The organism is Amycolatopsis echigonensis, from assembly GCF_002846615.1.
Lineage (GTDB): Bacteria > Actinomycetota > Actinomycetes > Mycobacteriales > Pseudonocardiaceae > Amycolatopsis > Amycolatopsis echigonensis.
Genome location: NZ_PJMY01000003.1, coordinates 7,203,210 through 7,226,287, shown reverse-complemented (window position 1 = coordinate 7,226,287; position 23,078 = coordinate 7,203,210). Strand labels below are relative to the sequence as shown.

Annotated in this window: 19 protein-coding genes; all 19 read right to left on the bottom strand. The window is 70.7% G+C overall.

Annotated elements, in window-relative coordinates; all coding sequences use genetic code 11:
* Positions 1-2: 2 nt before the first annotated feature.
* Positions 3-1,232, bottom strand: a complete 1,230-nt coding sequence (locus ATK30_RS39095; protein WP_101439738.1) for a CoA transferase — start codon at positions 1,230-1,232, stop codon at positions 3-5.
* Positions 1,229-2,215, bottom strand: coding sequence for an alcohol dehydrogenase catalytic domain-containing protein (locus ATK30_RS39090; protein WP_101439737.1), 987 nt, complete (start codon positions 2,213-2,215; stop codon positions 1,229-1,231). The genes ATK30_RS39095 and ATK30_RS39090 overlap by 4 nt, the downstream gene beginning before the upstream one ends.
* The gene (locus tag ATK30_RS39085) at positions 2,197-3,561 is read right to left on the bottom strand and encodes an FAD-binding oxidoreductase (protein ID WP_101439736.1); all 1,365 of its coding nucleotides are present in this window, start codon (positions 3,559-3,561) and stop codon (positions 2,197-2,199) included. Before ATK30_RS39085 ends, ATK30_RS39090 begins: the two co-directional genes overlap by 19 nt.
* Positions 3,555-7,007 carry an indolepyruvate ferredoxin oxidoreductase family protein gene (locus ATK30_RS39080; RefSeq protein ID WP_244194860.1) on the bottom strand — a complete coding sequence of 1,151 codons (3,453 nt, stop codon included), beginning with the start codon at positions 7,005-7,007 and terminating at the stop codon, positions 3,555-3,557. The genes ATK30_RS39085 and ATK30_RS39080 overlap by 7 nt, the downstream gene beginning before the upstream one ends.
* Entirely contained in the window at positions 7,004-7,912 is a 909-nt protein-coding gene (locus ATK30_RS39075; protein WP_101439734.1) for a TIGR03620 family F420-dependent LLM class oxidoreductase, read from the bottom strand. The genes ATK30_RS39080 and ATK30_RS39075 overlap by 4 nt, the downstream gene beginning before the upstream one ends.
* A complete protein-coding gene (locus ATK30_RS39070; RefSeq protein WP_158242564.1) occupies positions 7,909-8,310 on the bottom strand; it encodes a Zn-ribbon domain-containing OB-fold protein in 402 nt (133 codons plus the stop codon). The genes ATK30_RS39075 and ATK30_RS39070 overlap by 4 nt, the downstream gene beginning before the upstream one ends.
* 5 nt (positions 8,311-8,315) lie before the next feature.
* On the bottom strand, positions 8,316-9,488 hold the full coding sequence (locus ATK30_RS39065; RefSeq protein ID WP_143271476.1) for a thiolase family protein: 1,173 nt from the start codon (positions 9,486-9,488) through the stop codon (positions 8,316-8,318).
* A 21-nt stretch (positions 9,489-9,509) separates the two neighbouring features.
* A complete protein-coding gene (locus ATK30_RS39060) occupies positions 9,510-10,466 on the bottom strand; it encodes a cyclase family protein (protein WP_101439731.1) in 957 nt (318 codons plus the stop codon).
* Positions 10,463-12,028: a class I adenylate-forming enzyme family protein gene (locus ATK30_RS39055; protein ID WP_244194859.1), complete on the bottom strand. Its 1,566-nt coding sequence runs from the start codon at positions 12,026-12,028 to the stop codon at positions 10,463-10,465. The genes ATK30_RS39060 and ATK30_RS39055 overlap by 4 nt, the downstream gene beginning before the upstream one ends.
* A 26-nt stretch (positions 12,029-12,054) precedes the next feature.
* Positions 12,055-14,073 carry a hydantoinase B/oxoprolinase family protein gene (locus tag ATK30_RS39050; RefSeq protein ID WP_101439729.1) on the bottom strand — a complete coding sequence of 673 codons (2,019 nt, stop codon included), beginning with the start codon at positions 14,071-14,073 and terminating at the stop codon, positions 12,055-12,057.
* Entirely contained in the window at positions 14,070-16,181 is a 2,112-nt protein-coding gene (locus ATK30_RS39045; RefSeq protein ID WP_158242563.1) for a hydantoinase/oxoprolinase family protein, read from the bottom strand. Before ATK30_RS39045 ends, ATK30_RS39050 begins: the two co-directional genes overlap by 4 nt.
* 80 nt (positions 16,182-16,261) lie before the next feature.
* A complete protein-coding gene (locus ATK30_RS39040; protein ID WP_101439727.1) occupies positions 16,262-17,575 on the bottom strand; it encodes an MmgE/PrpD family protein in 1,314 nt (437 codons plus the stop codon).
* Positions 17,576-17,578: 3 nt separating this feature from the next.
* Complete coding sequence (locus ATK30_RS39035; RefSeq protein ID WP_208637537.1) at positions 17,579-18,919, bottom strand: MFS transporter; 1,341 nt, start codon at positions 18,917-18,919, stop codon at positions 17,579-17,581.
* Positions 18,920-19,123: 204 nt separating this feature from the next.
* Positions 19,124-19,756 (bottom strand): TetR/AcrR family transcriptional regulator, encoded by a 633-nt coding sequence (locus ATK30_RS39030; protein WP_101439726.1) that lies wholly within the window; start codon positions 19,754-19,756, stop codon positions 19,124-19,126.
* Between the two features lie 84 nt (positions 19,757-19,840).
* On the bottom strand, positions 19,841-19,996 hold the full coding sequence (locus ATK30_RS45200) for a hypothetical protein (protein ID WP_158242562.1): 156 nt from the start codon (positions 19,994-19,996) through the stop codon (positions 19,841-19,843).
* 4 nt (positions 19,997-20,000) lie between these two features.
* Entirely contained in the window at positions 20,001-20,273 is a 273-nt protein-coding gene (locus ATK30_RS39025) for a hypothetical protein (protein ID WP_143271475.1), read from the bottom strand.
* 26 nt (positions 20,274-20,299) lie between these two features.
* The gene (locus ATK30_RS39020) at positions 20,300-21,319 is read right to left on the bottom strand and encodes a DMT family transporter (RefSeq protein ID WP_101439724.1); all 1,020 of its coding nucleotides are present in this window, start codon (positions 21,317-21,319) and stop codon (positions 20,300-20,302) included.
* Entirely contained in the window at positions 21,316-21,627 is a 312-nt protein-coding gene (locus ATK30_RS39015; protein WP_101439723.1) for a hypothetical protein, read from the bottom strand. Before ATK30_RS39015 ends, ATK30_RS39020 begins: the two co-directional genes overlap by 4 nt.
* A 46-nt stretch (positions 21,628-21,673) precedes the next feature.
* Positions 21,674-23,050 carry an aldehyde dehydrogenase AldH gene (gene aldh / locus ATK30_RS39010; RefSeq protein ID WP_101439722.1) on the bottom strand — a complete coding sequence of 459 codons (1,377 nt, stop codon included), beginning with the start codon at positions 23,048-23,050 and terminating at the stop codon, positions 21,674-21,676.
* Between the last annotated feature and the right edge of the window lie 28 nt (positions 23,051-23,078).

The window sequence follows — 23,078 nt, the reverse complement described above, 5'->3', positions numbered from 1 at the left end:
GGTCAACGTACCTCCTTGTACGGGTTTTCCGGCGCGGCGATGACCCGCCGGTCGTGCAGGCCGCCGAGTTCGGCGGCGGTGAGGCCGAGCACCTCGGCCAGTACCGAATCGGTGTCCGCGCCGAGCGCCGGGCACGCCCCGGCGGGACCGCGCTCGCCCGAGAAGCGCAACGGCGACCGTGCCGTGATGGCCGGGCTGCCGCTGGGCAGTCGCAGGTCGGCGAGCACGTCGTGTGCCCGCTCGCGGTGTTCGGCCACGAGATCGGCCATCCCGCGGTAACGGCCCCACAGGACCCGCGCGGCGTCGAGTTCCTTGCCCACCTCGTCGAGGTCGCGCGCGGCGAACCACGGCCGCAGGATTGCCGCGATGGTCTCGCGCAGGCGATACCGTTCGGCCTCGTCGCGCAGGTCCGCGTTCATTGCCTTCTCCAGTGCGGTGAACACCTCCGCGGTCCCGGTCGCCGACTGCAACGCGCGCCACTGGCCGTCGGTGAGCGCTACGACCATCACGCGGGCGTCGTCGCGGCAGGCGAAGTCGACGCCGAAACTGCCGTAGACGTGGTTGCCGTGCCGGGGCCGTTCGCCGTGCCGGTCGGCGGCTTCCGACAGCCAGCCCAGGTTCGCGACGCCGGCGAGAGCCACGTCGGACAGTGCGAGCTCCACATAGGACCCTTCGCCGGCACGGTCGCGGTGGTGCAGCGCGGCGAGCACGCCGGTCGCGACACTCAGCCCGGTGACGAGATCCCACGCGGGCAGCACGTGGTTCACCGGGGCGGCCCAGTCGCCGCTGCCAGTGATCCCCGGGACCCCGACCTCGGCGTTGACCGTGTAGTCGACCGCGGGCCGTCCGTCCGGATAGCCCTGGACGCGCACGTGGATCATGTCGGGACGGCGGGCGGCCAGCCGTTCGCGGGCCAGCCACGGGCGGCCGACCGCATTGTCGATCAGGATCCCGCGATCGCGGCCGGAAGCGGTGGCCAGGGCGAGGACCAGTTCGCGGCCTTCCGGATCGCGCAGGTCGATCGCGACCGAACGCTTGCCCTTGTTCAGCGAGGCCCAGTAGTAGCTCTCCCCCGTCGGCGCGACCGGCCAGCGGAGGTAATCGCTGCCGCCGCCGATCGGGTCGATGCGGACGACGTCGGCGCCCAATTGCGCCAGGGTCAGGCCGCCGGTCGGCCCGGCGACGAAACTCGCGCACTCGACAACATGCGTGCCGGTCAACGGTCTGATCATGACAGTCCTCCCGAAGGGACGAGCACGGCGCGGCCGGCGACCCGGTCGGTGAAAGCGCGCGCCGCGTCTTCGAACGGGTAGCGGCTCACCACCGGTCGCACCCGGCCCTCGGCGACCAACGCCATCGCCTCGGCGAAGGTGCGCATGAGCGTCGACCCCGAACCGGTGATCACGGCTTCCTTCTCGAACACGAAAGCCGGATGGACCCGGATCGGCTCCCCGCTGACCTGTCCGGTCAGCACGTACCGGCCCGCATGGGCGAGCGCGCGGAAAGCTCGGCGGAACACGGATTGCAACCCCGTGTTGTCAAGCACGACGTCGACGCCCCGGCCGCCGGTCAGGTCGAGGATGTCCTGCCCGGCGGCGTCCCCGGCGAGCACCACCTGAGCGGCATTCCCCAGTTGCGCGGCCTTGTCCGGGTTCCCGGTGAGCGCGAGCACTCGCGCCCCGAGCGCGGCGGCGACCTGGACGGCGTGCAACCCCAACCCGCCACCGGCTCCGGTGACGAGGACCGTCTCGCCGGGCTTGACCCGCGCCACCCGCCGGAGAGCTTGCAGTCCGGTGCCGACCGCGCAGGCGACCACTGCGGCCTCCGCCAGCGACACCCCGGGCGGCACCGGGAGCAGGGCGGATTCCGGCAGCACGGCGTACTCGGCGAACCCGCCGTAGAGGAACGCACGCTGCGGACAGCGCAGTTCATCGCCGGTCACGCACGGTTCGCAGCGGCCGCAGGTGCCGAACTGCTTCGCCGCGACCCGAGCACCGGCCGCGAACCGGGTCCCGCCAGCGACGACGGTTCCGGCGATCTCGTGGCCGAGCACCGCAGGCAGCGGAAGGTCCAGCAAACCGGCCCGGTCGGCCTGGTCGTGCCCGCACACTCCGCAGGCGGCGACCTTCACCAGGACCTCGCCGCTGCCGGGTTGCGGGCAGTCCACCTCGGCGACCGCCAGCTCTCCCGGAGCGCTCAGGACGACGGCGCGCACGACGCGATCACCTTGCCCGGGTTGAGGATTCCGTGCGGATCGAGCGCGTTCTTGACCGCCGCGTGCATCGCCAGCACCGCCGGGCTGAGTTCCCGGGCGAGCCCGCCGCGTTTGAGCAGGCCGACGCCGTGTTCGCCGGTGACCGTGCCGCCCAGCGCGATCGCCTCGTCGAGGATCTCCTCGAACGCGGCCTCCGCTCGTGCCCTTTCCTCGGGCGGGACGACGAGCACCGGGTGCAGGTTGCCGTCCCCGGCGTGCGCGACGTTCGCGATCCGCACGGCGTGCCGGACGCCGATGGCTTCGATCCGACGCAGCATTTCCGGCACCGCGCCGCGGGGTACGCAGACGTCCTCGGTGAGCACCGGACCCAGCCGTTCGAGCGCCGGGTATGCCAGCCGCCGCGCGGCGAACAGCGCCTCGGCTTCGTCCACATCGGACGATGCGGCCGCCCAGGTGGCTCCGGTCGCGGTGAAGCAGTCGGTCAGCATCTTCGCCTCGTCCTCGCCGGGCGCGTCGGTACGGCCGAGCAGCACCGCTTCGGCTTCGGCGGACAGGCCCATGTTCTTCCAGGCGTCCACCGCGGCGAGGGTGTGCCGGTCGATCAGCTCCAGCGCCGACGGCACCACACCCGACTCGCTGACGGCCGCGACCGCGTCTCCCGCCGCCGACAAGCTGGGGAAATACCCGGCGACCGTGCGTTCGGCGGCCCGTGCGCCGCGCAGCCGCACGGTGACCTCGGTGACGATGCCGAGCGTGCCTTCCGAGCCGACCATCAGCCCGGCGAGGTCGTATCCGGCCACGCCTTTCGCGGTCCGGCGGCCGAGCCGGACCAATTCCCCTGTCCCGGCGACGACTTCCAACCCGAGCACGTAATCGCGGGTGACGCCGTATTTGACGCAGCACAGCCCGCCGGCGTTGGTCGCGACGTTGCCGCCGATGGTCGACCACGGCGCACTCGCCGGGTCCGGCGGGTACCAGAGGCCGTGTTCCGCGCACGCCGACCGCAGGCTTTCGTTCACGACCCCGGGTTCGACCACCGCGAGCCGCTCGGCGGCGTTGATCTCGCGGATCGCGGTCATCCGCTCGGTGGACAACACGATCCCGCCGGCGACCGCGTTCGCGCCGCCGGACAGACCCGTGCCAGCCCCGCGCGGCACGATCGGCACGCGGTGGCGCAGGCACACCTGCACGGTCTGCTGGATCTCCTCGGCGGTGTGCGCCCGCACGACAGCCAACGGCAGCTCGTGCGGAGCCCAGACCGCCTCGTCGTGGGCGTAAGCGGCGAGTACGTCCGGATCAGTGAGGACCCGGCCAGCGGGCAACGCCCGGCGGAGTTCGTTCAGCACGGTGCACCGGCTTTCGCCGCACGGAACTCGTCCATCCGCTGCGCGAGCGTGCTCCGGTATGTCGCGACCGTGCCGAGCTTGACGTCCTCGTAACCGCGCACCAGATCCGGCAAGAGAGCCGTTTCCACTGCCAGAGAATGGTTTTCCGGGTCCAGCCGCTCGGCCAGCTCCCCGACGACCCGTTCGTATTCGGCGATCAGGTCGCGCTCCAGCCGCCGGACCGCGGCGCGGCCGAACGGGTCCAGCGGGGTGCCCCGCAACCGCCGTCCCGCCACCAGAACCCGGAAAACCGGCTTGAACCACGGTCCCAGTTCGATCTTGCGGCGCATCCCGAGCGCCTTCAGCACCGGCGGATGCAACCGGTACGCGATGCGGGCGTCAGCGCCGAACCGCGCGCGGACCTGGCGTTCTTGCACCGGATCCAGCGAAAGGCGCGCGACCTCGTACTCGTCCTTGTAGGCCATGAGCTTGTACAGATTTCGCGCTACCGCCTCGGTCAGCGCCGTCGAACCCGGGACCGCGCTGGACTCGGCACGGCGCACCCGTTCGACCTGCTCCACATAACGCCGCGCGTAAGCGACGTTCTGGTACGCAATCAGATCCGGCACCCGGACCCGCAGCAACCGCGCCAGTTCTGCGCTCTCGCCGACAGTGGACAGGAGTTCGCGGGCTTCCGGGGTCAGTGCGGGCTCCGGTTCGGGTTCTCCGCGCAAGCTCGCGAGCACGGCCGCCAGCGCCCCCGGGTCCGCGACCCACTGCCGACCGCGGCGGAACGCCTGCACGTTGGTCTCGACCCGAACCCCGTTGCGGGAGACGGCTTCTTCGATCGCCTCGGCCGGAATCGGCAGCGCACCGCGCTGGTAGGCCACCCCGGTCAGCAGGAGGTTGGCGTACTGGTCCTGGCCGAACAACACCTCGGCCATTTCCCGGGCGTCCAGCGCGGTCACGGTTCCGGTCGCTTCGCGGAGCCGGTCGAGCAACGCCGTTTCCTCCGGGAACGTGACGCTGGTGTCGGCGACCATCGCCCCGGTCGGGACCTTCGACGTCGAGACCACCGCGGTGGTCCGGCCCGGATCGGCGACGGCGAGGTAGCGCGGGTCGGCGGCGACGAGCACGTCGGCGCCGAGGTAGAGGTCGCACTCGCCGTCGCTCGCTTTGTTCGCGTGCGCCGCGCCGATCTTGACGTCGGAGACGACCGCACCGCCCTTCTGCGCGAGCCCGGTCTGGTCCAGCGACCGCACCGGCAGCCCGGCGATGCTCGCCGCGGTCGCGAGGATCTGCGACAGCGTGACCACGCCTGAGCCGCCGACCCCGGTCACCCGCACCGTGAAGCGCTCAGCCGAGACCGTGCGCTTCGGCTCCGGAAGCGGTGCCGCCAACGGTTCGGCAAGTGGCCGTTTCCCCGCGCTCTTGCCGGGAAGGACGGTGAGGAACGACGGGCAATCCCCGTCCAGGCACGAGAAATCCTTGTTGCACGACGACTGGTCGATCCGCGTCTTGCGGCCGAACTCGGTGTCGACCGGCTGCACCGAAAGGCAGTTCGACTTCTCCCCGCAGTCGCCGCAGCCCTCGCAGACGCGTTCGTTGATCACCGCGTGCTGCGGCGGTTCCGGGGCGAGCCCGCGCTTGCGTTTGCGGCGCAGTTCGGTCGCGCATTCCTGGTCGTGGATCAGCATCGTCACGCCCGGGACGCGAGCGAGCGTCTCCTGCGCTTCAGCCAGCCGGTTCCGGTGCCAGACCCGCACGCCGCGGCCCAGCCGCACCCGCCGGTACCGCGCCGGTTCCTCGGTGGTGACGATGATCCGGTGCACGCCCTCGGCCCGCATCGCCGCGATCACCTGGGGAACGGTCATGCCCCCGGTCGGCTGCTGCCCGCCGGTCATCGCGACGGCCGAGTTGTACAGCAGTTTGTAGGTGATGTTGACCCCGGACGCGACGGCCGCGCGCACCGCGAGGCTGCCGGAATGGTGGAAGGTGCCGTCGCCGAGGTTCTGCACCAGGTGGTCGTCGCGCACGAACGGCGACATGCCGATCCATTGCGTGCCCTCGCCGCCCATCTGGGTCAGTCCGGTGATGTCGCCGTAGTCCTCGCGCCCGGTCATCAGGACCAGGCTGTGGCACCCGATCCCGGCACCGACCAGCGAACCCTCCGGCGTCTTCGTGGACGAGTTGTGCGGGCAGCCCGAGCAGAAGTACGGCGTGCGCGCGGCGAGCGGAAGCGCGATCGTGCGTCGCGGGGCCCGCCAGGATTCCACGGACGGGAATCCGCCGTGCGCACGCAACCGGAGCGCGAGCGCCGCGGCGATGCGGTCCGGATCCAGTTCCCCGTCGGCCGGGACCAGCGCCGTGCCGTCGGGGCCGCGTTTGCCGGTGACCGCCGGAGCGTCGGCGCGGCCGTAGAGCAGGTCTTTGATCGCGGTCTCGATGAAGGAACGTTTCTCTTCCACGACCACGATTTCGCGCAGTCCCGCCGCGAACCGGGTGACGATTTCGGGGTCGAGCGGGTGCACCATCGCGAGCCGCAGCAGCCGGACTCCGCGCCGCTCCAATTCGGACTCGTCCAGGCCCAGGATCTCCAGCGCCTGACGGAGATCGTGATAGGTCTTGCCCGCGGCGACGATCCCGACCCGGGCGTCGCGAGCGCCGACGATCGTGTTCAGCCCGTTGACCGCGGCGTAGCGACGGGCGAGTTCGAGCCGCGCGCCGTCCCGGCTGCGCTCCAGCCTGCCGAGGTCCGGTTGCAGCATCCGGGCGGTCATCTCGTGGACGAACGGCCGCCCGTCGACCACCGGACCCGGTGCCACGGACCGGAACCGGCCGGGGTCGACGCGCACGGCGCCGGTTCCGTCTGCGACGTTGGTGGCGATCTTGAACCCGACCCAGAGCCCGCAGGCCCGCGACAGCGCGACCGCGTGCTGCCCGAGGTCGAGCACCTCCTGCGGATCCGCCGGGTACAGCGTCGGCAGGCCCAGGTCGGCCAGCAGCAGTTCGGAACTGCCGGGCACCGTCGAGGACTTCGCGCCCGGGTCGTCGCCGACCAGCGCCAGCGCGCCGCCGAGGCGATGAGTGCCCATGAGGTTGTTGTGCCGCAGGGCATCCGAGGCGCGGTCCAGGCCAGGCGACTTTCCGTACCAATAGCCGGTGACGCCGTCGACGCGCCGGTTCTCCGACTTGGCCGCCAGCTGCGCGCCCTGCACCGCGGTGGCGGCCAGTTCCTCGTTGACGCCCGGCTTGAACACGATGTCGTGCTCGGCCAGCAGCTTCGCCTGTTTGCCCAGTTCGAGGTCGTATCCGCCGAGCGGCGAGCCCTCGTAGCCGGACACGAACGCCGCCGTCCGCAGCCCTGCCCGCTGGTCGGCGCGGCGGACCTCGAAGGGCAGCCGAGCCAGCGCCTGGACGCCGGTCAGCTGGAACTGCCCTTCGGCCGCGCGATATCGATCAGTCACGATCGGATTCCTCCCTCTGCCGCCAGTGCCCGAAGCTGGTCCAGCACTGGCTCGACGCCTGGCGCGCGGGTCAACGGATGGATCGCCACGTGATCAGCCCCCGCGGCGAGATGCTCGCGAACCCGCGCCGCCACCTGGTCCGCAGCGCCGCACACGACCAACTCGTCCACCAGCCGGTCGCTCCCGCCGTCGGCGAAGTCTTCGTCCCCGAAACCCAAGGCACGCAAGTGGTTCACGTAATTCCGCAGCACAAGCCGGGTCGCGACGTGCTCCCGCGCCACCTCGCGCGCCCGTGCCGCGTCCGCATCGACGACCACTGCCTGTTCCGGAACGAGCAACGGCTCCGGACCGAGACGTTCCCGGGCGGCCGCGGTATGCGCGGGCGGCACGAAGAACGAGTGCATCCCGGCGGCCCGGTCGCGGGCCAGTTCCTGCATCCGGGGCCGCAACGCCGCCAGCACCCGAGGCACCGCACGGTCCGGCCGCGGCCCCCGGTAGCGATCGCTGTCCAGCACGTCGAGGTATTCGCGCAACGCCGTCAGCGGCCGGTCATGGCCATTCCCGCGGCCGGCCTCCGCGTGGCTGGCGCCGAGGCCGAGCACGAACCGTCTGGGGAAAGCCTCGCCGAGCGTCTGGGCCGCGCCTTCGGCGGCGACCGCGTCGCGAGCCCAGATGGCGGCGACTCCGGTGGCTACGGTCAGCCGCGTGGTCGCCGACAGCAGCAACGCGGCGTTGGTGAAGATTTCCTTGTGCGCCGGGGATTCGCCAATCCACAGCGCACCGTAGCCGAGGTCTTCGACCACCCGGGCGGCCTTCGCGGCCTCGGCGGCGGGAACCTCCGCCAGAACGGACAGCCACACGCCGGCCGGTCCGATCCGGGCCGCCAGTCCACGAGACGGCTTCACGCCTGCTCCCCCGGCCCGAATTCCGGCAGCCACACCCCGTCGCCGACCTCGCGGAACGAGACCGTCACCGGTTCGCCGAGCACAGGGTCGTCCGGGCCGGTCCACGTCGTGGTCAGGTTCGGGCCGCTGTCGAGCCGGACCTGCACCACGACGTACGGCACGCCGTCACCCTCGAAGTAGCGCTTGTGGAACCGGACCCAGCTGTGCACCCGGCCGGTCCCGGCGTCGGTCGCCCACCCGACGTCGCGGCGGAAATCGCGCGGGCACACCGGGGACGGCGGCCAGAACGCCTCGCCGCACGAGCCGCACACCGGGACGCGCAGTTCGCCGCGAGCCGCGCCGTCGAGGTGTTCGGCGTCCTCGGGGTAGCGAAGCGGGAGAGGTCGCGCAGTGGTCATCGTGGTCACCGGTCCTTCGTGAAAACAGTCGAATCGCCGAACGGCGTCGCCCACTGGACGACCTCGCATCCGGCCACCTGGCGGTCCCCGGCCTGGCCGCGGATCTGACGGACCGCCTCGGCCATATGCCCCCAGCCGCAGAGGTGCGCTTCGGACAGCAGGCCGCCCGCGGTGTTGACCGGCAGCTCGCCGCCGAGTTCGATGCGGCCGTCCTGCAGCCATTCGAGCGCTTGGCCCTCGCCGGCGAAGCCGAACCGCTCCAGCACGAACACCACGTTGGGCGAGAAAGCGTCGTAGAGCTGCAGTGAATCCACATCGCCCGGCCCGGAGAGGCCCGCCATCGCGTAGACCGGATGGTCCTCGACTCGGCGCTCGTCGCCCTGCGTGAACACGCCCAGCCCGGGCGGCGCGAAGATGAACTCGTCCCGGCCGGCGCGCAGGCCCTGCATTCCGGAGACGATCACCGCGGGCTGCCGCAGATCGCGCGCTCGCTCCACTGTGGTCACCAGCAGGCAGGTGCCGCCATCGCTGAGCAGCGCGAAGTCCGGACGGCGCAAGGGCTCCACGATGTAGGGCTGCGCGTCGTAATCCGCTTGCTCCAGCGGTTTGGTCATCTGCGCGTTGGGGTTGAGCCGGGCGTGGCGGCGCATGGCCATCGGCACCGCGGAGATCAGCGCGGGGTCGACGCCGTACCGCTCGCAGTACCGGCGGAACGCCATCGCCGCGCCCGCACCGGGAGCGGTCATCCCGTAATGCGGCAGTTCCCCGTGCGAGCCGCCGCCTTGGCGCAGGCCTTCCGCGTCGCCCGCGCCGCCAACCATGCCCAGCCCGGAGAAAGACACCCCGGCCAGGCAAGCGGCCACCTCCGTGGTGCCGAGCGCCACGGCCTGTGCGGCGGCTTGCAGCGCGGGACCGACGAAACGGCCGTGGCTCCAGGTCTGCACGGCGGCGCGGATCCGCAGGCCGAACGCCTCCGCCACCCGGTCGTAGTCGATCGACAGCGGATAGCCGACGTTGGTGAACAGCCCGTCCACGTCCCCGGCACCGAGTCCGGCGTCGTCCAGCCCCAGCTGAAGCGCCTCGGCGGCCAGGTCGAGACCGCTGCGCGCGGATTTCCGGGACAGCTCGGTGATGCCGATCCCGACTATCGCCACCTGGCGTACCGGTCCTAGCGGCATGATCGTTCCTTTCTCGAAGCGTCAGAGAATCGCGTGCGCGTTGGCGGGGCTGCCGACCCCGCGCGGCAGCGGCAGCACCCCGGAGACGAGGAGGAACTCGTAGCTCCCCCGCTCCGCGCACGCCCGCGCGAGCCGGTCCAGCAGCCACAGCTCGCCCAGCGGCATGCCCTGCAACGCGATCAGCCGGCGGTGCAGGAAGCCCTTGGCGCGGTTCACCGGGAAGACCTCGACGCCGACGTTGTCCATCGCGACCGCGGCGAATTCCCGGTCCCAGAGATAGCCGGCCATGTCCTTCGCCGACTCCAGCCCGGGGCAAGCGAAACCGGTGCCGATCGTTCCGCGCAGCGCGGCCCGGTCCCGCGCTGGCAGCTGCCGGTACCATTCCGTCCATCCGGTGCGGACCACGAGAATGTCCCCGGACGCGAAGACGGTTCCCTGCGCGTCGGCGACTTCGTCGAGCAGCGCGGCGGTGATCTCCACTGGCTCGTCCGGCGCGAGCGGCGTGCCTTGCGCCGCCAGGTGCCCGGCGACGTCGACCAGCACGCCCCGCCCGCCGAAGCCGTGCTCGGCCCACCGGTCGACGCCGAGAACTTCGCTGTCCGCCAAGTCGGCTTCGCTGCGGCCGCCCCAGTAGCCGTGTCGTCCGGCTTTGATGTGCCGCAGCCCGTCCCACTGCGAGGAACCCTGCAGATAGAACCCGTCCAGCCGGTCGTCGTGCCCGGCCGCGGTGTCCTCCACGACGTGCTGGAAGACATCGCGCTCGTCGAACAGGCCAGGATCAGGCTCATTCAGCGGCAGCGTCAGCGGGATCATCTGCCCGCTGCGCACCGTCTTCGCCGCGGCGAGCCGCTGCTGCGGTCCGATCAGGTTGAGCGTGCCGATTTCGTCCGCGCGCCCCCACACGTCCCACGCGTGGTGCTCGTCCCGGTCCGGCAGCGTCGGCAGGTCCGCGAACGCCGGGGTGCGCCGCCCGGTCATCCCGCCTCCAGCATCTCGCGCAGTTTGAGCTTGCTGACCTTCCCGGTGTGGGTCTGCGGCACCGCGGCCGAATCCAGCACCACGACCCGGGCGGGCACCTTGTAGCTCGCGGCCCGGGACCGGACGTATTCCCGCAGCCGGTCCGCCAGTTCGGTTCCGTCGGCACCGCTGCGCTCGTCCGCGACGACGACGCAGGCCATCTCCTGGTCGCCGTCCGGAGTGGACAGTCCGAAGACGTACGCCTGGTCGACCTCGGCGTGCTCGCCGAGGATGCCCTCGATCTCCACCGGCGCGACGTTGATCCCCTTGATCTTGAGCATTTCCTTCCACCGGCCGCCGAACGACAGCCGCCCGTCCGCGTCGACCGAACCGAGGTCGCCGGTGCGGAACCAGCCGTCGGGGGAATGCGTGCCGCCGCTGACATCGGACCCGCTGAGGTAGCCGTCGATCACGCAGCCCCGGATCTCGATCTCGCCGGTGGCGCCGGGCGGGCACTCCGCACCGGACCTGTCCACGATGCGGATCTCCTGGGTCGGCAGCCGCCTGCCTTGGGTGTGCAGCTTGACTTCCGGCAGGTCGCTCGCGTCGGTCATGGTCACGAAGCCGTACGACTCGGTCAGCCCGTAGGCGCTGCACGCCTCGGTGATGCCGAGCCCTTCGATGGCCAGCCGTTTGTCCTCGGCGTTGAACCCGACCGGCCCGGTCCGCAGCGACGAGATGTCCCTGCTGCCGAAGCTCGGCGCGGCCAGCAGCGCACGGACCGCCGTCGCGAGTCCATAAGAGACAGTGCACCGTTCGCGCTCGATGAAGGCCAGCGACGCGTCGCCGTCGACCTTCTCCTCGATGCACAAGGTCAAGCCGTGGCTCAGCGCGACCGGAAGCGCGTTACAGGCCCCGTAACCGAAGAACAACGGCATCGCGAACCACAGCCGGTCGCCCGGCCCGACGTGCATCCGCTCGCCCATCTCGTAGCCGTTGCGCAGCAGCTTGCCGTGCTCCAGCGGCACCGCCTTCGGCAACGCCGTGCTGCCGCTGGTGTAGAGGATCATCGCGAGGTCGTCCGGCCCCGCACTGCGCTCCGGCGCCGGGGCGGGGTCGAGCCCGGGCGGGAACGGCTCGGCGGACGGCCAGGACAACGCTCCCAGATATCCGTCGGCGCGGGCTCCGCTCTCGAAGACCTCGCCGTGCCCGGCGGCGGTGAGTTCGGCGAGCATGTCCTTGCCGAACACCTGCTTCTCGGTAACCACCAGGCGCAAGTCAGCGGTGCCGACCAGATGCGCCAGCTCCGCAGACCGGTACCAGGTGTTGACCGGCACCGCGACCAGCCCGGCCCGCTGGGCGCCGAGCATCGTGACCAGCCAGCGCAGCCCGTTCGGCAGCAGGATCCCCACCCGCTCCCCCGGCCGCAGCCCCGCCGCGCGGAACGCGCCCGCCAGGTCGTCGCAGCGCCGGGCGAACTCGGCGAAGGTCAGCCGTCCCTCGGGCGCGACCACCGCCTCCTCGCCGGGAAACAGCTTCGCCAGCGCCGCCAGCGCGTCCGGGAAAGTATCCGGGGCAACCACGTCGTTCCGCCTTTCGTTGTGGCCCGTCATCGGGCGTCCGGGTGCACGACCACATCGGCGCGCAGCAGCGTTCCGGTCTCCGGGTCGGCGAACTCCACGAGTTCGACCCCCGGCCTCGGCTGGCACCACTGGCCGCGTTCGGCGAGCCGTTCGTGCGCCGGGCTTCGACGCACCGCCAAGCCGTCTTCCCGGGGCCATTCCCGCCTGCCGGCGCGGATTCGCTCCCTTTCCCGGCTGGTCTCGGCGACCTCGGGGTCGCCCGCCGCATCGAGCACGACGCCGTAGGAAACCCTCGCCGCGTCGGCCGTCACGACGCCCGCGCGCACGTCCGCCGCGACCAGCTCCGGCCCTCGTTCCAGCGGATCGCCGTACCCGCCACCGCCGCCGACCCGCAGCACCACGACGTCGCCCGCACCGACCGAAAGCCCGAACTGCTTGCCCTGCAACGGTTTCGGTGCGGCAGCGAGGTCCTCGACCCCACGCGGCACCTCGCCCCGGCCGAACGCCTCGTCCGCCTGCGCACCGGAGACCAGCGCCGAACCGCTCGTGGAACCGGGGTAGCCGCCGAAGACCCCGGACGGCGGAACCTGCCAGCAGGCCGCCATGACGTGCTCCTGGCCGCCCGGCGTGTACCACGGCGTGAACGCGAGGTCGATGCCCGCGCCGCCCCGGGTCCGGCCCGGTCCGCCGGAGTTCGGGTTCAGCTTGCGCCACAGGTACAGCACCGGATACGCGAGTTCGTTGATCTCGATGTCCGGAATGCTGTTCTGCGGCTGGGCGAGCACGCCGCTGACGTCCATGCCGTCCGCGATCGCCTGCGCGCCCGCTCCGCTGCCGCCGCCGTTCATGTCCGGGAACGGCACGAGCCGGCCGGATTCGTCGGGAGCGTAGAAGAAACTGGCGCTCCACGAGTCTTGCCACGGCGCCGTCACGTGGTCGCGGACGAAGGCGTTCTCGCTGCCGGCCTGGAGATCGGCGAGCAGCCTCGTGACCACCTTCCCGATCCGGAATCCGGTCTCGATGTGCCCGGCCCCCATCGGCGCGGGCTGGCGCGCGTCGCAGATCGTGCCCGGCCGGGTCACCACCTCGATCGGGCGCAGCGTGCCCTGGTTGATCGGCAGGTCCGGCAGCAGGGTGATCAGCAGCGGGGAGACAACCGCACCCAGCGTGGTCGCCGCGCTGACGTTGATGAACCCGTCGGTCTGCGGCGCGGACTCGGTCAGGTCGAACCGCAGCGCGTCCTCGCTGACGGTGAGCGTGCAGCGGATCGGGTACAGCTCGTCGGCGTGCCCGTTGTGCTCGGCGAATTCCTCGGCGGTGAACGTGCCCTTCGGCAGATCCGCGATCCTGCGCCGGACCGCCTGCTCCGCCAAGTCCTTGGCGGCCTCGACATACCGGCGGAAAGTGTCGACGCCATACTGCGCGACGAGCGCCTGCAGCCGTTCGTCGCAGCGGTGGCAGGCCGCGATGAAGCACCGGATGTCGTTGAGCACCAGCTCCGGCACCCGGATGTTGGTCTCGATGATCCGCCACACGTCCTCGACCGGACGCCCCCGGTCGACGATCTTCACCCCGGGCAGCCGCAGCGCTTCGCCGTAGACCTCGGTCGCCGTCGGGTCCATCCCGCCGGGAGCGGCACCGCCGAAGTCGTTGACGTGCGCCTCGGCCCAGCACCACGCCACCAGTTGCTCGCCGAAGAAGATCGGCCGCACCACGCCGACGTCGACGGCGTGCGCGTTGCCGGTGGTGAACGGGTCGTTGCAGAGGAACATGTCCCCCGGCCGGATCTGCTCGCGGGGATACGTCGCGAGGAGGTGCCGGACCGCCTGGCGGGCCGCGCCCAGGTACATCGTGATGTAGCCGGCGTAGCTGATGATGTCGCCCTCGGCGTCGGCGATGAAGGTGGAGAAGTCCACCGCCTCCGCGATCGCGGGGCTGCCGGAGGCGCGCATCATCACCACGCCCATTTCCGCGGCGACGTTGTCCAGTGCCTTGGCGAGAATTTCGACGTCCACCGGGTCGAGCCCGGTCGCGGCGGCGGTCATGCGGTTTCCTCCCCGGTGAGCCCGGTCGTCCGGTCGGTGTCGGTCAGCAGGTAGTTGCCCCAGCCGTCCACGTTCAGTTCCCAGCCCTCAGGCAGCGAGACGGTCGTCAGCGAGTGTTCGATCAGCGCCGGACCGGAAATCCTGGCCCCGGCGGTGATCCGCCGCGCGTCGTAGACGTCCACTTCGGACTGTCCGGCCCGCTGGGTCCGCCTGCGCCCGACCGGTTCTGCCACGTCGCCGGTCGGCTCCTGCTTGGCCGGTTCGAAGAAGTCGACCCGGCCGGTCGCGGTGACCCGCACCGACATCAGAACTACCGGACTGCCCACCCAAGCCGTGCCCTCGCCGTACTCCTGCTCGTAGCGCGCGGCGAATCCGTCCTGGATCGCGACCAGATCCGCTTCGCCGAAGTCGTCGCGGCGCGGGATCGGCACCCGCAGTTCCCATTGCTGGCCGAGGAACTTGAAGTCGCCCTCCCAGCGGATGTCGATCCGGTCGTCCGCATAGCCCGCGGCGTGCAAGGCCTCGACCAGTTCCGCGTCAAGCTCCTTCAGCGCGGTACGCACCGCATCGGCGCCGCCGCCTTGCCACATCACCGACCGCGCGCGGGTGCGCATGTCGTCGCTAGAAAGCAAGCCGCGCGCGGAGAACACCGCCGCTTCGGCCGGGATCACGATCTGCCGGATGCCGACCGAACGGGCGATGTCCGCGGCGAACAGGCCGAGCGCGCCGCCGAAAGCCACCATCGCGAACCGGCGCGGATCGTGTCCGCGCTCCACCGTCACGGCGCGGACGGCGTTGCCCATGTCCGCGACCACCATCCGGTGCACCGCCGCCGCGGCCTGCACCGCGTCCACGCCCAGCGGTTTCCCGATCTCGCGGGCGAGAGCTTCGCCGGCGCTGACCGTGTCGAGCGACCGGCGACCGTCCAGAAAGGACCCGGAATCCAGCAGCCCGAGCACCGCGGACGCGTCGGTCACCGTCGGCCGCGTGCCGCCTTTGCCGTAGCAGATCGGCCCCGGCTCGGCTCCCGCACTGTGCGGCCCGACCTGCGGAACGCCGCGCGAATCCAGCCACGCGATACTGCCGCCGCCGGTGCCGATGGGCAGCACGTCGATCTTGGACAGCGCGGTCAGGAACCGCTCCCCCAGCATCACCCGCCGGGTCACGTTCGGGGTCGCGTCGCGCAGCACCGAGACGTCGAACGACGTTCCGCCCATGTCCGCGGTCACGATGTCCTTCAGGCCCAGCCGGTCGGCCAGCGCCCGCGCCCCGATCACGCCGCCCGCCGGACCGGAGTCGATGAGCGTGATCGGGCGCTGCCGGGCTTCCGCCGCGCTCGACGTGCCGCCGAAACCCTGCATGAACGCAACCGGTTCGCGCAGTCCGCGCGCCGCCAGCTCGCGCTCGATCCGCTCGGTGTACTCGGCGACCCGGATTCCGGTGAACGCGTTGAGCACCGTGGTCATCGTCCGCTCGTACTCCCGGATCACCGGGTGCAGCCGCGACGCGACGCTCAAGAACAGCTCAGGATGCTCGGCCTCGACGATCGAGGCGAGCAGTTCCTCGTGCTCCGGGTTCGCGAAGCCCCACAACAGGGAAACGGCGATCGAATCGACGCCCTTGGCCGCCAGCGCTTCCACCGCCTCGCGCGCCCGCCGCTCGGTCAGCGGAACGACGACCCGGCCCTTGCGGTCGATCCGCTCGGGCACCTCGAGCACGTTCTCGCGGGCGACGATCTGCGGAAGGCTGAGCTGCTTGTGGTGATCGCGGTGCGCGTTGCGGGCCGAACGCGCGATCAGCAGGTTGTCGCCGAAGCCCTGCGTGGTGATCAGGCCGACCTTCGCGCCGCGCAGTTCGGCGACCGCGTTCGTCACCACGGTCGTGCCGTTGACGAACCGCGTGGTCGCGGCGAGCAGTCCGGGCAGCGGCAGTCCGACACGACCGGCGAGATTTTCCAGCGTGGCAAGCAATCCCGCGGCGAGGTCGTCCGGGACGGTGTCGGACTTGTCCGCATAGGACTGTCCGTCCGAGGCGAGCGCGACGACGTCGGTGAATGTACCGCCGATGTCGCACCCGATCTGAAACGTGACTTCGGAACGCAACGTCATTGTCCTTCCGTGGAACGGCCCCCGGCCTGCGAGCCAGATTAGACACGACATACTGTCGAGTCAAGCGACATCTTGTCGATTCAGCGGAGATGTGCGGCGAGCTCCGCGGAATCGGTACCGGAGAAGGGTTCTCGGACAGCCCGCAGGACCGTGTCGATCCCCGCGCCCAGCACCGGCTCCGCGTAGGAGCGGAACTTCTCGATCACGGACACCTGCACCCGCTCACAGCTTTCTGCGGACACGACGCGTCCGTCCGTGAGCCGGACTGTCACGCGTGCGTCCCGGCGCGCCGGAAAAGCCGCGTCCGCAACCGGATCCACCGCCACGGAGATCCGCGCGGCCAGCTTGGCCAGCCCAGGATCGAGCGCTCCGGCATAGCGTTCCGGACTGATTTCGCCGTCGGTCAGCGCGGCCGCCACGGCGAACTGCAGGCTCATCTGCCGGGAAATCGGCGCGGTCAGCGCAGTCGCGTTGGCACAGCCCGGATAGCGGGCCGCCACGCCGGACGTGTGCACCGTCGCTTCGACGACCTGCGCGGGGTCGATTCCTTGGGCAGCAAGGGAGATCGCCGCGTCGATCGGTTCCTGAGTCAAGGCGCACGACGGGTGCGCTTTGAAGAACGTCTGCGAGATCGCCATCCGATCCAGCCGGACGTCCGGCGGTCCTGCTTCGCCACGCGCACCGCCGAATGCCTGGCGCAGGCCGAAAATCCCGTCCACCGCCGACGTCGCGCCCGTCGCGCCCTCCCCCGCGAGCAACGCGGCGACGACGCCTGCTCGCGCGGCTCCGGCGTTCTGGAAGAACACCTCGGCGGTCCCGTCGCGCGCCCACTGGCACAGACCCGCGGCGGAACTGGCAGCAATACCGAGCGCGTGCGCGGCAGCGATCGGTTTGAGCCCCAGCAAATGCGCGGCCGCCGCCGCGGCGCCAAAGGGACCGAACACGCTGCTGGCCCGCCATCCGCGAGCGCCGAACTCCTCGGTCAGCACCGCGGCCGAAACCTGCGCGATCGCCTCGTAGCCGAGCACGATCGCCCGCAGCAGCGCGGGCAACGGCGAGCGGAGCCGCTCCCCGATCGCCAGCGCCGCCGGAATCACCATCGTCCCGGGATGCACGCGGCTTTCGGCATGCGTGTCCTCGTGCAGCAACGCGTGGCAGGCAACGGAATTCGCGAACACCGCGTCCGTGAGCCCGCTCCGCAGGCCGCCGGTCGCCCAGATCGTGGCGTCGCCGCTGCCCGCGATCGCCCTGGCCTGCCTGGCCCACGGCAGGTCGCGTCCGCCGTAGGCACAGGCCAGCGCGTCGAGGAGACAGGTACCGGCTTGGTCGATCAGTTCGCCGGTGATCCCCGGGGCCGCGGTGTCGAGTTGCTCAGCGAGATCGGTGAGCAACACGGGTCACACCCCTTCGCGAGACCGCTCGCTGACCGCCGGGGCCGGCTCCGAGTCCACCACCCGCTTGGCCGCCCGCCGCACGAACAACGCCGCGACCAGGCTCACCAGCGCGCCGAACATCAGGAACAGCGCGGGCGCGCGGTTGTCCCCGGTGACTTGCACGAGCGTCTGGCTGACGTACAGCGCCGGACCGCCCAGCAACGTCGCCGCCAACGCGAACCCGACCGCGAACACGGTGGCACGCACCCGCGCGGGAAGAACCTCCACGTAGGACGCCGGAGCCACCGCCGTGTACAGCGCGGGCAGGACTCCGAGCAGCACCGTCATGGCAATGGCCGCGCCGAGGCTTTTCGCCGAGGAGAGCCCGATGAACAGCGGATAGGCCAGCACGAAGGTGCCCGCGGAAAGCCCGAGCAGCATCGGCCACCGGCCCCACCGATCCGACAACGGTCCGCCCAGCGCGACCAGCACGACCGCCACCGCAATGCTGATCACCGTGGCCAAAGTGGCTTGCGACTGCGAGAAACCCAGACGGATCAAGTACGCCTGCGCGTAGGTGAAGGCGATGTAGTAGCCGACCTGCTGGAACGCGGCGATGCCGAAGATCAGCACGATCAGCCGCCAGTGCGCGGCGAAGGACTCCTTGACCGGAGAGGCGGGCACCTGCGTGCGGTTCTCCAGCGCCCGGAACTCGGGGGACTCGTCGAGCTTCGAACGGATGTAGAGCCCGACCAGGCCGAGCGGCAGGGCCAGCAGGAACGGGATCCGCCAGCCCCAGCTCGCCATCGCCGCGGGCGTCAGGAGGGTGCTCAGCAACAGCACCGAGCCCGCGGCCAGCAGCAGGCTCGCCACGCTGCCGATCTGCACGCGGCTGGTCATCGCGCCGCGCTTGCCGCGCGGGGTGAACTCGGCGGCGTAAGTCATGGCCGTGCCGTACTCGCCGCCCGCCGCGAGCCCCTGCAGCAACCGGAACAGCACCAGCAGAATCGGCGCCCACACCCCGATCGACGCCACCGGCGGCAGCACGCCGATCGCCGCCGTGCTTCCGGCCATCAGCGCGACCGTGGCCACCAGCGCGGGCTTGCGCCCGATCCGGTCCGCGATCGAGCCGAACAGCAGCGAGCCCAGCGGCCGCACCACGAAGGCGACCCCGAACACCGCGAAGGCCGACAGCAACGCGACACCCGGCTGCTGCGCGGGGAAGAACAGTTTCGAAAGGACGACCGTCAGGAAGCCGTAGACCGCGTAGTCGTAAGTCTCGACGGTATTGCCGATGGCGGACGCGAAGACCACGCGCCGCATCAGCGCCGGAGACGGAGCGGAGACGCCAGGACTGGAGGACATAGGGGGACGCTCCCGAGTCATCGTTGACAGGTGGGCGAAGACCGGCGTCTTCCCTGTCGACGCCTCGACACCAGGCGGGCAGGCCGCACAGGGCTGCGGCCGTACTCGCCTGACCTGCGCGTTCACTGCCGGCGCAGGTGTCCCCCGAAGAATAAGGACGACACTGTGTCGAGTCAAGCGTCAAGCTGTTGATCTAGGTGCGGGTCAGTCGCGCTCCAGCCCGAGCGCGTCGACCCACAGCCCGGTCACCACATCGAGCAGCTGCGTCCGCTCGATCGCGAACACCTTCTGCACGATCGCGCGGAAACACACCTGGTCGAGCTGCACCATGAGCAGTTCGACCCGCAGCCGCCGCTCCTCGCGCCGGGCCTCCGGGAACTGGGCCAAGTACTCCTCCAGGCCGCCGGCCAGCTGGTCGATCTGGTCCTTCCACCGGGCCGCGACCTCGAGGTCGCTGGCCATCGCCTCGTGGATCGCGGGCAGCAGCGCCGCCTGGCTCTCCCACCAGGACAGCGCCCCGTCGAGCCAGGCGCGCACGCTCGCCGCCTTGCCCTCGGCGAGCGCCCGCCCGAGCAGCGACCAGTACTGCGCGCTCTGGTCCTCCCGGACCGCGCGGTAGACCTCGGTGAACACCTCGGCCTTGTTGGTGAAGTGCAGGTAGAACGTCGCCCGGTTGACCTTCGCCGCCTTGGCGATGTCGCCGATCGACGCCTGTCCGTACCCCCGCTCCTCGAACACCTGCCGCGCCGCGGTGATGATCCGCTGCCGCGTCATCCTCCGCTGCTCCTCGCGCACCGAAAGCAGCTCCGTCGATTCATTCGACACGTTGTCGCCCACGCGCCGATGGTAACGCCCTGCGACTTGCCTTCGTCGTTCGTGCGCCTGCCGCGGGAACCCGCTCACGCCGTCCGGTGCCCCAGGTCAGTGCGCGTGGGCAACGAAACCGACCAGGAACTCAGCGAACACGACTGCGAGGACGATCGCGAAGGCCAGGAATCCCAGCGCCCAGCGGCGTGCGTTGAGCAACGGCAGATCATGGGCGACGGTCTCGGACGGCGGTTCGGCAGGAGAAGCCATGATCTCAGAGTTCCTTCCGGTAGACGATGTCGATGACGACCGCCGCGATCGCGGCCGCCGCCACGCCGATGCCGACGAACACCCAGCCCGCGCCGCCGGCTCCCGGCCCGGAGTACCAGCCTTCGGCGTAGATCAGCACGAGGACTGCGAGCAGAAGCGCGCACAGCACGATCAGCCCGGAGAGGCGGCGCAGCTTGGCGCGGGCGCTGCGGCGCAGGTACGCGTCGGCGAGCGCGCCGTCGTCGGTCGAGTCCGATGTGGACATTCGGGCAGACATGTGGTCTCCGTTCTGGGTGCGGTGGTTCAGGAGCGCAGCCGGGCAAGGTGCGCTTTGGGTTCGGTGACGATGAAAAGCGTGCCGACGATGGTGATGGCTGATCCGACGATGACGTACGTGCTGAACGGCGCCCCGTAAACGGTGAGCGAGAAAAACGCGATGAAGAAGAACGCGAGAGTGTTGGTGAGCACGCCGCCGCGGACCGCGCCCGCGTAAGAGATCCCGATGTAGTAGCCCATGATCATCCAGATCGCCCAGCCGAGCCCGATCACCGCTCCGATCGCCACGAGCCGCGGTTGCGCCCAGGCGTCGGCCGCGATCCGCCGTCCTTCCGGGAACAGCACGACGAGCAGGACGTCGGCGATGAGGAGTTCGAGGAACGCCCGCCACCACAGGAAGCTCTCCGGCGGCATGAGGTCGGTGCCCGCGGTGATCGCGAAGCTCTCGAACCCCCAGGTGAGCACGGCGGCCACGATGACGAGCAGACCGACCAGGAAGTACCAGCCGTGCGTCGGCGCGCCGAGTTCGCCGCCGGAGACGGCGAGCCAGATCCCGACGGCCAGTGCGGCCAGGCCGAGCACCGTGGAGGCGCGCAGGATGCGTTCGCGGTACAGCACGGCCGCGACGATCGCGCCCACCACGCCGGCGAGCGCTCCGATGGACCCGGCGAGCGCGCCGCCGATCAGCCCGGAGGCGGCGGCGAAGCACAGGTCGCCCACGAATCCGCCTACCGCGACGAAGAGGTTCCACCAGCTGACCCGGTGCCCGAGGATCCGGCCGGTGTCGCGCCAGGTTCCGGTCACGAGCAGGAACACCGCGATCGCCAGGACGCCGAACGGCACTTGCAGCGCGGCGACGAGCGCGAAAGCGCCGGTCGGCTGCTGCCGGTCGAACGGCGGGGTGGAGACGATCGAGCCCAGCAAGCCGAAGGCGAGGCCGAGCGCGGGAGCGGCGAGGATCGCGTAGATCATCCCCATCCGGGTCTTCTTGCCGTCGGCCAGGCGGGACCGTTCGGCCAAGTCGGCCGCAGAGCCTGAGGCGCTCATGTTTGCCTCCCCGCGGGGATTGGCAGTTCGACCGGCAGGTACCGCCGAAGGTCGAGCTGGTACTCGACGAGCCGCCTCGCGGACGCGGCCAGCGCGTAGCGGCGCAGGAGATGGCCGCGATGGCTGCGCTGCCCGACCACGTCCAGCCAGCCCACAGTGGACAGACCGACCAGGCCCTCGCGCAGCCCGGACAGTTCTGCGTCGCGGTAGTGCTGTCGCAGCGCCCCGAACAAATGGTGCTCCCACAGGCCTTGCTCGCCGAGATGGTAGAGCACCATCACCGCCTGCATCTTCGGTGCCGGTTTCATCGTTGAAACTCCTTCGCGGTGGACTAGTGGCAGGAACGAGGACAGGTCAGGCCCGCCAGACGGTTTTGACGTTGACGAATTCCCGGATCCCGTGCGCCGACAGCTCGCGGCCGTAGCCGGAATCCTTGGTCCCGCCGAAGGGGACGCCGGGGAACGAAGCGGTGAGCCCGTTGACGAACACTCCCCCGGCTTCGATCTCGCGGGTCGCGCGCTCGATCTCGTCCGGATCGGCGGTCCAGACGCTGGAGCTGAGCCCGAAGTCGGAGTCGTTGGCGAGCCTGATCGCCTCGTCGAGATCGGCGACGCGGTGCACGCAGGCGACCGGGCCGAAGCATTCCTCGCGGTACAGCCGCATGTCCGGCGTCAGTCCGGAAAGGACTGTCGCGGGATAGAAGAACCCCGGCCCGCCCGGCGTCCGGCCGCCGGTCAGGACAGTCGCGCCCTTCGCGATCGCGTCGTCCACGAGTTCTTCGACGTCACGCCGCCCGCGTTCGGTGGCCAGCGGACCGAAAGTCGTTGCCGGGTCACGGGGGTCCCCGGCAGTCGTCGCCGCCATCCCTTCGACGAACCGTGCGGTGAATTCGTCGTAGACATCAGCGTGGACGTAGTAGCGCTTCGCGGCGATGCAGGACTGCCCGGAGTTCTGTACCCGCGCGGTCACCGCCGCTTCGGCGGCCTTCGCGAGGTCCGCGCTCGGGAGTACCAGGAACACGTCAGTGCCCCCGAGTTCGAGCACGGTCTTCTTGATGTTCCGCCCCGCTGCCTCGGCCACAGCGGAGCCGGCTGCCACGGATCCGGTCAGCGTCGCCGCGCGGATCCGGCGGTCCGCGAGAAGCGGAGCCACCTGCTTCGCTTCGATGAGCAGGGCGGGGAAAGACCCGGCGGGGAATCCGGCGCGGTCGAAAAGCTCTCCGAGGTAAAGAGCGCATTGCGGGACGTTCGAGGCGTGCTTGAGCAGCCCGGTGTTCCCGGCCATCAAAGCGGGCGCGGCGAAGCGAATCGTCTGCCAGAGCGGGTAATTCCAGGGCATGACCGCGAGAATCACCCCGAGCGGCTCGAAGCGGACGGCGAGGTCCGCGGCGCCCACAGCCGCCGGGTCGACCGGCCGTTCCGGCTCGAGGTACCGCTCGGCGTGGTCGGCGAAATGGCGCAGGCCGGCAGCCGACTTGAGCGTTTCGTAGCGCGCGGAGGCGAGCGTCTTGCCCATTTCCGCGGTGATCAGCTCGGCGACGTCGTCGACCTCGGCCTCCAGCAGGTCGGCGGCGCGGTGCAGCCACGCCGCGCGCTGGCCGAAGGTGGTGCCAGCCAGTTCGCGGAACGCGGTCTGCGCCGCGGCGATCCGGTCCTCGACCTCGGCCGGGCTGTGCGCGGCGAACTCCTTGCGGACGGTTCCGGTCGTCGGATCGACACTGGCGATCGTCATGGCTTTCCTTTCCTGTGCAGGTTCGGGC

Excerpts from the sequence above, each read along its gene's own strand:
- ATK30_RS39095 (WP_101439738.1), bottom strand. The coding sequence starts at position 1,232 with ATGATCAGACCGTTGACCGGCACGCATGTTGTCGAGTGCGCGAGTTTC.
- ATK30_RS39070 (WP_158242564.1), bottom strand. The coding sequence starts at position 8,310 with ATGACCACTGCGCGACCTCTCCCGCTTCGCTACCCCGAGGACGCCGAA.
- ATK30_RS39065 (WP_143271476.1), bottom strand. The coding sequence starts at position 9,488 with ATGCCGCTAGGACCGGTACGCCAGGTGGCGATAGTCGGGATCGGCATC.
- ATK30_RS39060 (WP_101439731.1), bottom strand. The coding sequence starts at position 10,466 with ATGACCGGGCGGCGCACCCCGGCGTTCGCGGACCTGCCGACGCTGCCG.
- ATK30_RS39050 (WP_101439729.1), bottom strand. The coding sequence starts at position 14,073 with ATGACCGCCGCCGCGACCGGGCTCGACCCGGTGGACGTCGAAATTCTC.
- ATK30_RS39045 (WP_158242563.1), bottom strand. The coding sequence starts at position 16,181 with ATGACGTTGCGTTCCGAAGTCACGTTTCAGATCGGGTGCGACATCGGC.
- ATK30_RS39035 (WP_208637537.1), bottom strand. The coding sequence starts at position 18,919 with ATGTCCTCCAGTCCTGGCGTCTCCGCTCCGTCTCCGGCGCTGATGCGG.
- ATK30_RS45200 (WP_158242562.1), bottom strand. The coding sequence starts at position 19,996 with ATGGCTTCTCCTGCCGAACCGCCGTCCGAGACCGTCGCCCATGATCTG.
- ATK30_RS39025 (WP_143271475.1), bottom strand. The coding sequence starts at position 20,273 with ATGTCTGCCCGAATGTCCACATCGGACTCGACCGACGACGGCGCGCTC.
- ATK30_RS39020 (WP_101439724.1), bottom strand. The coding sequence starts at position 21,319 with ATGAGCGCCTCAGGCTCTGCGGCCGACTTGGCCGAACGGTCCCGCCTG.
- ATK30_RS39015 (WP_101439723.1), bottom strand. The coding sequence starts at position 21,627 with ATGAAACCGGCACCGAAGATGCAGGCGGTGATGGTGCTCTACCATCTC.
- aldh (WP_101439722.1), bottom strand. The coding sequence starts at position 23,050 with ATGACGATCGCCAGTGTCGATCCGACGACCGGAACCGTCCGCAAGGAG.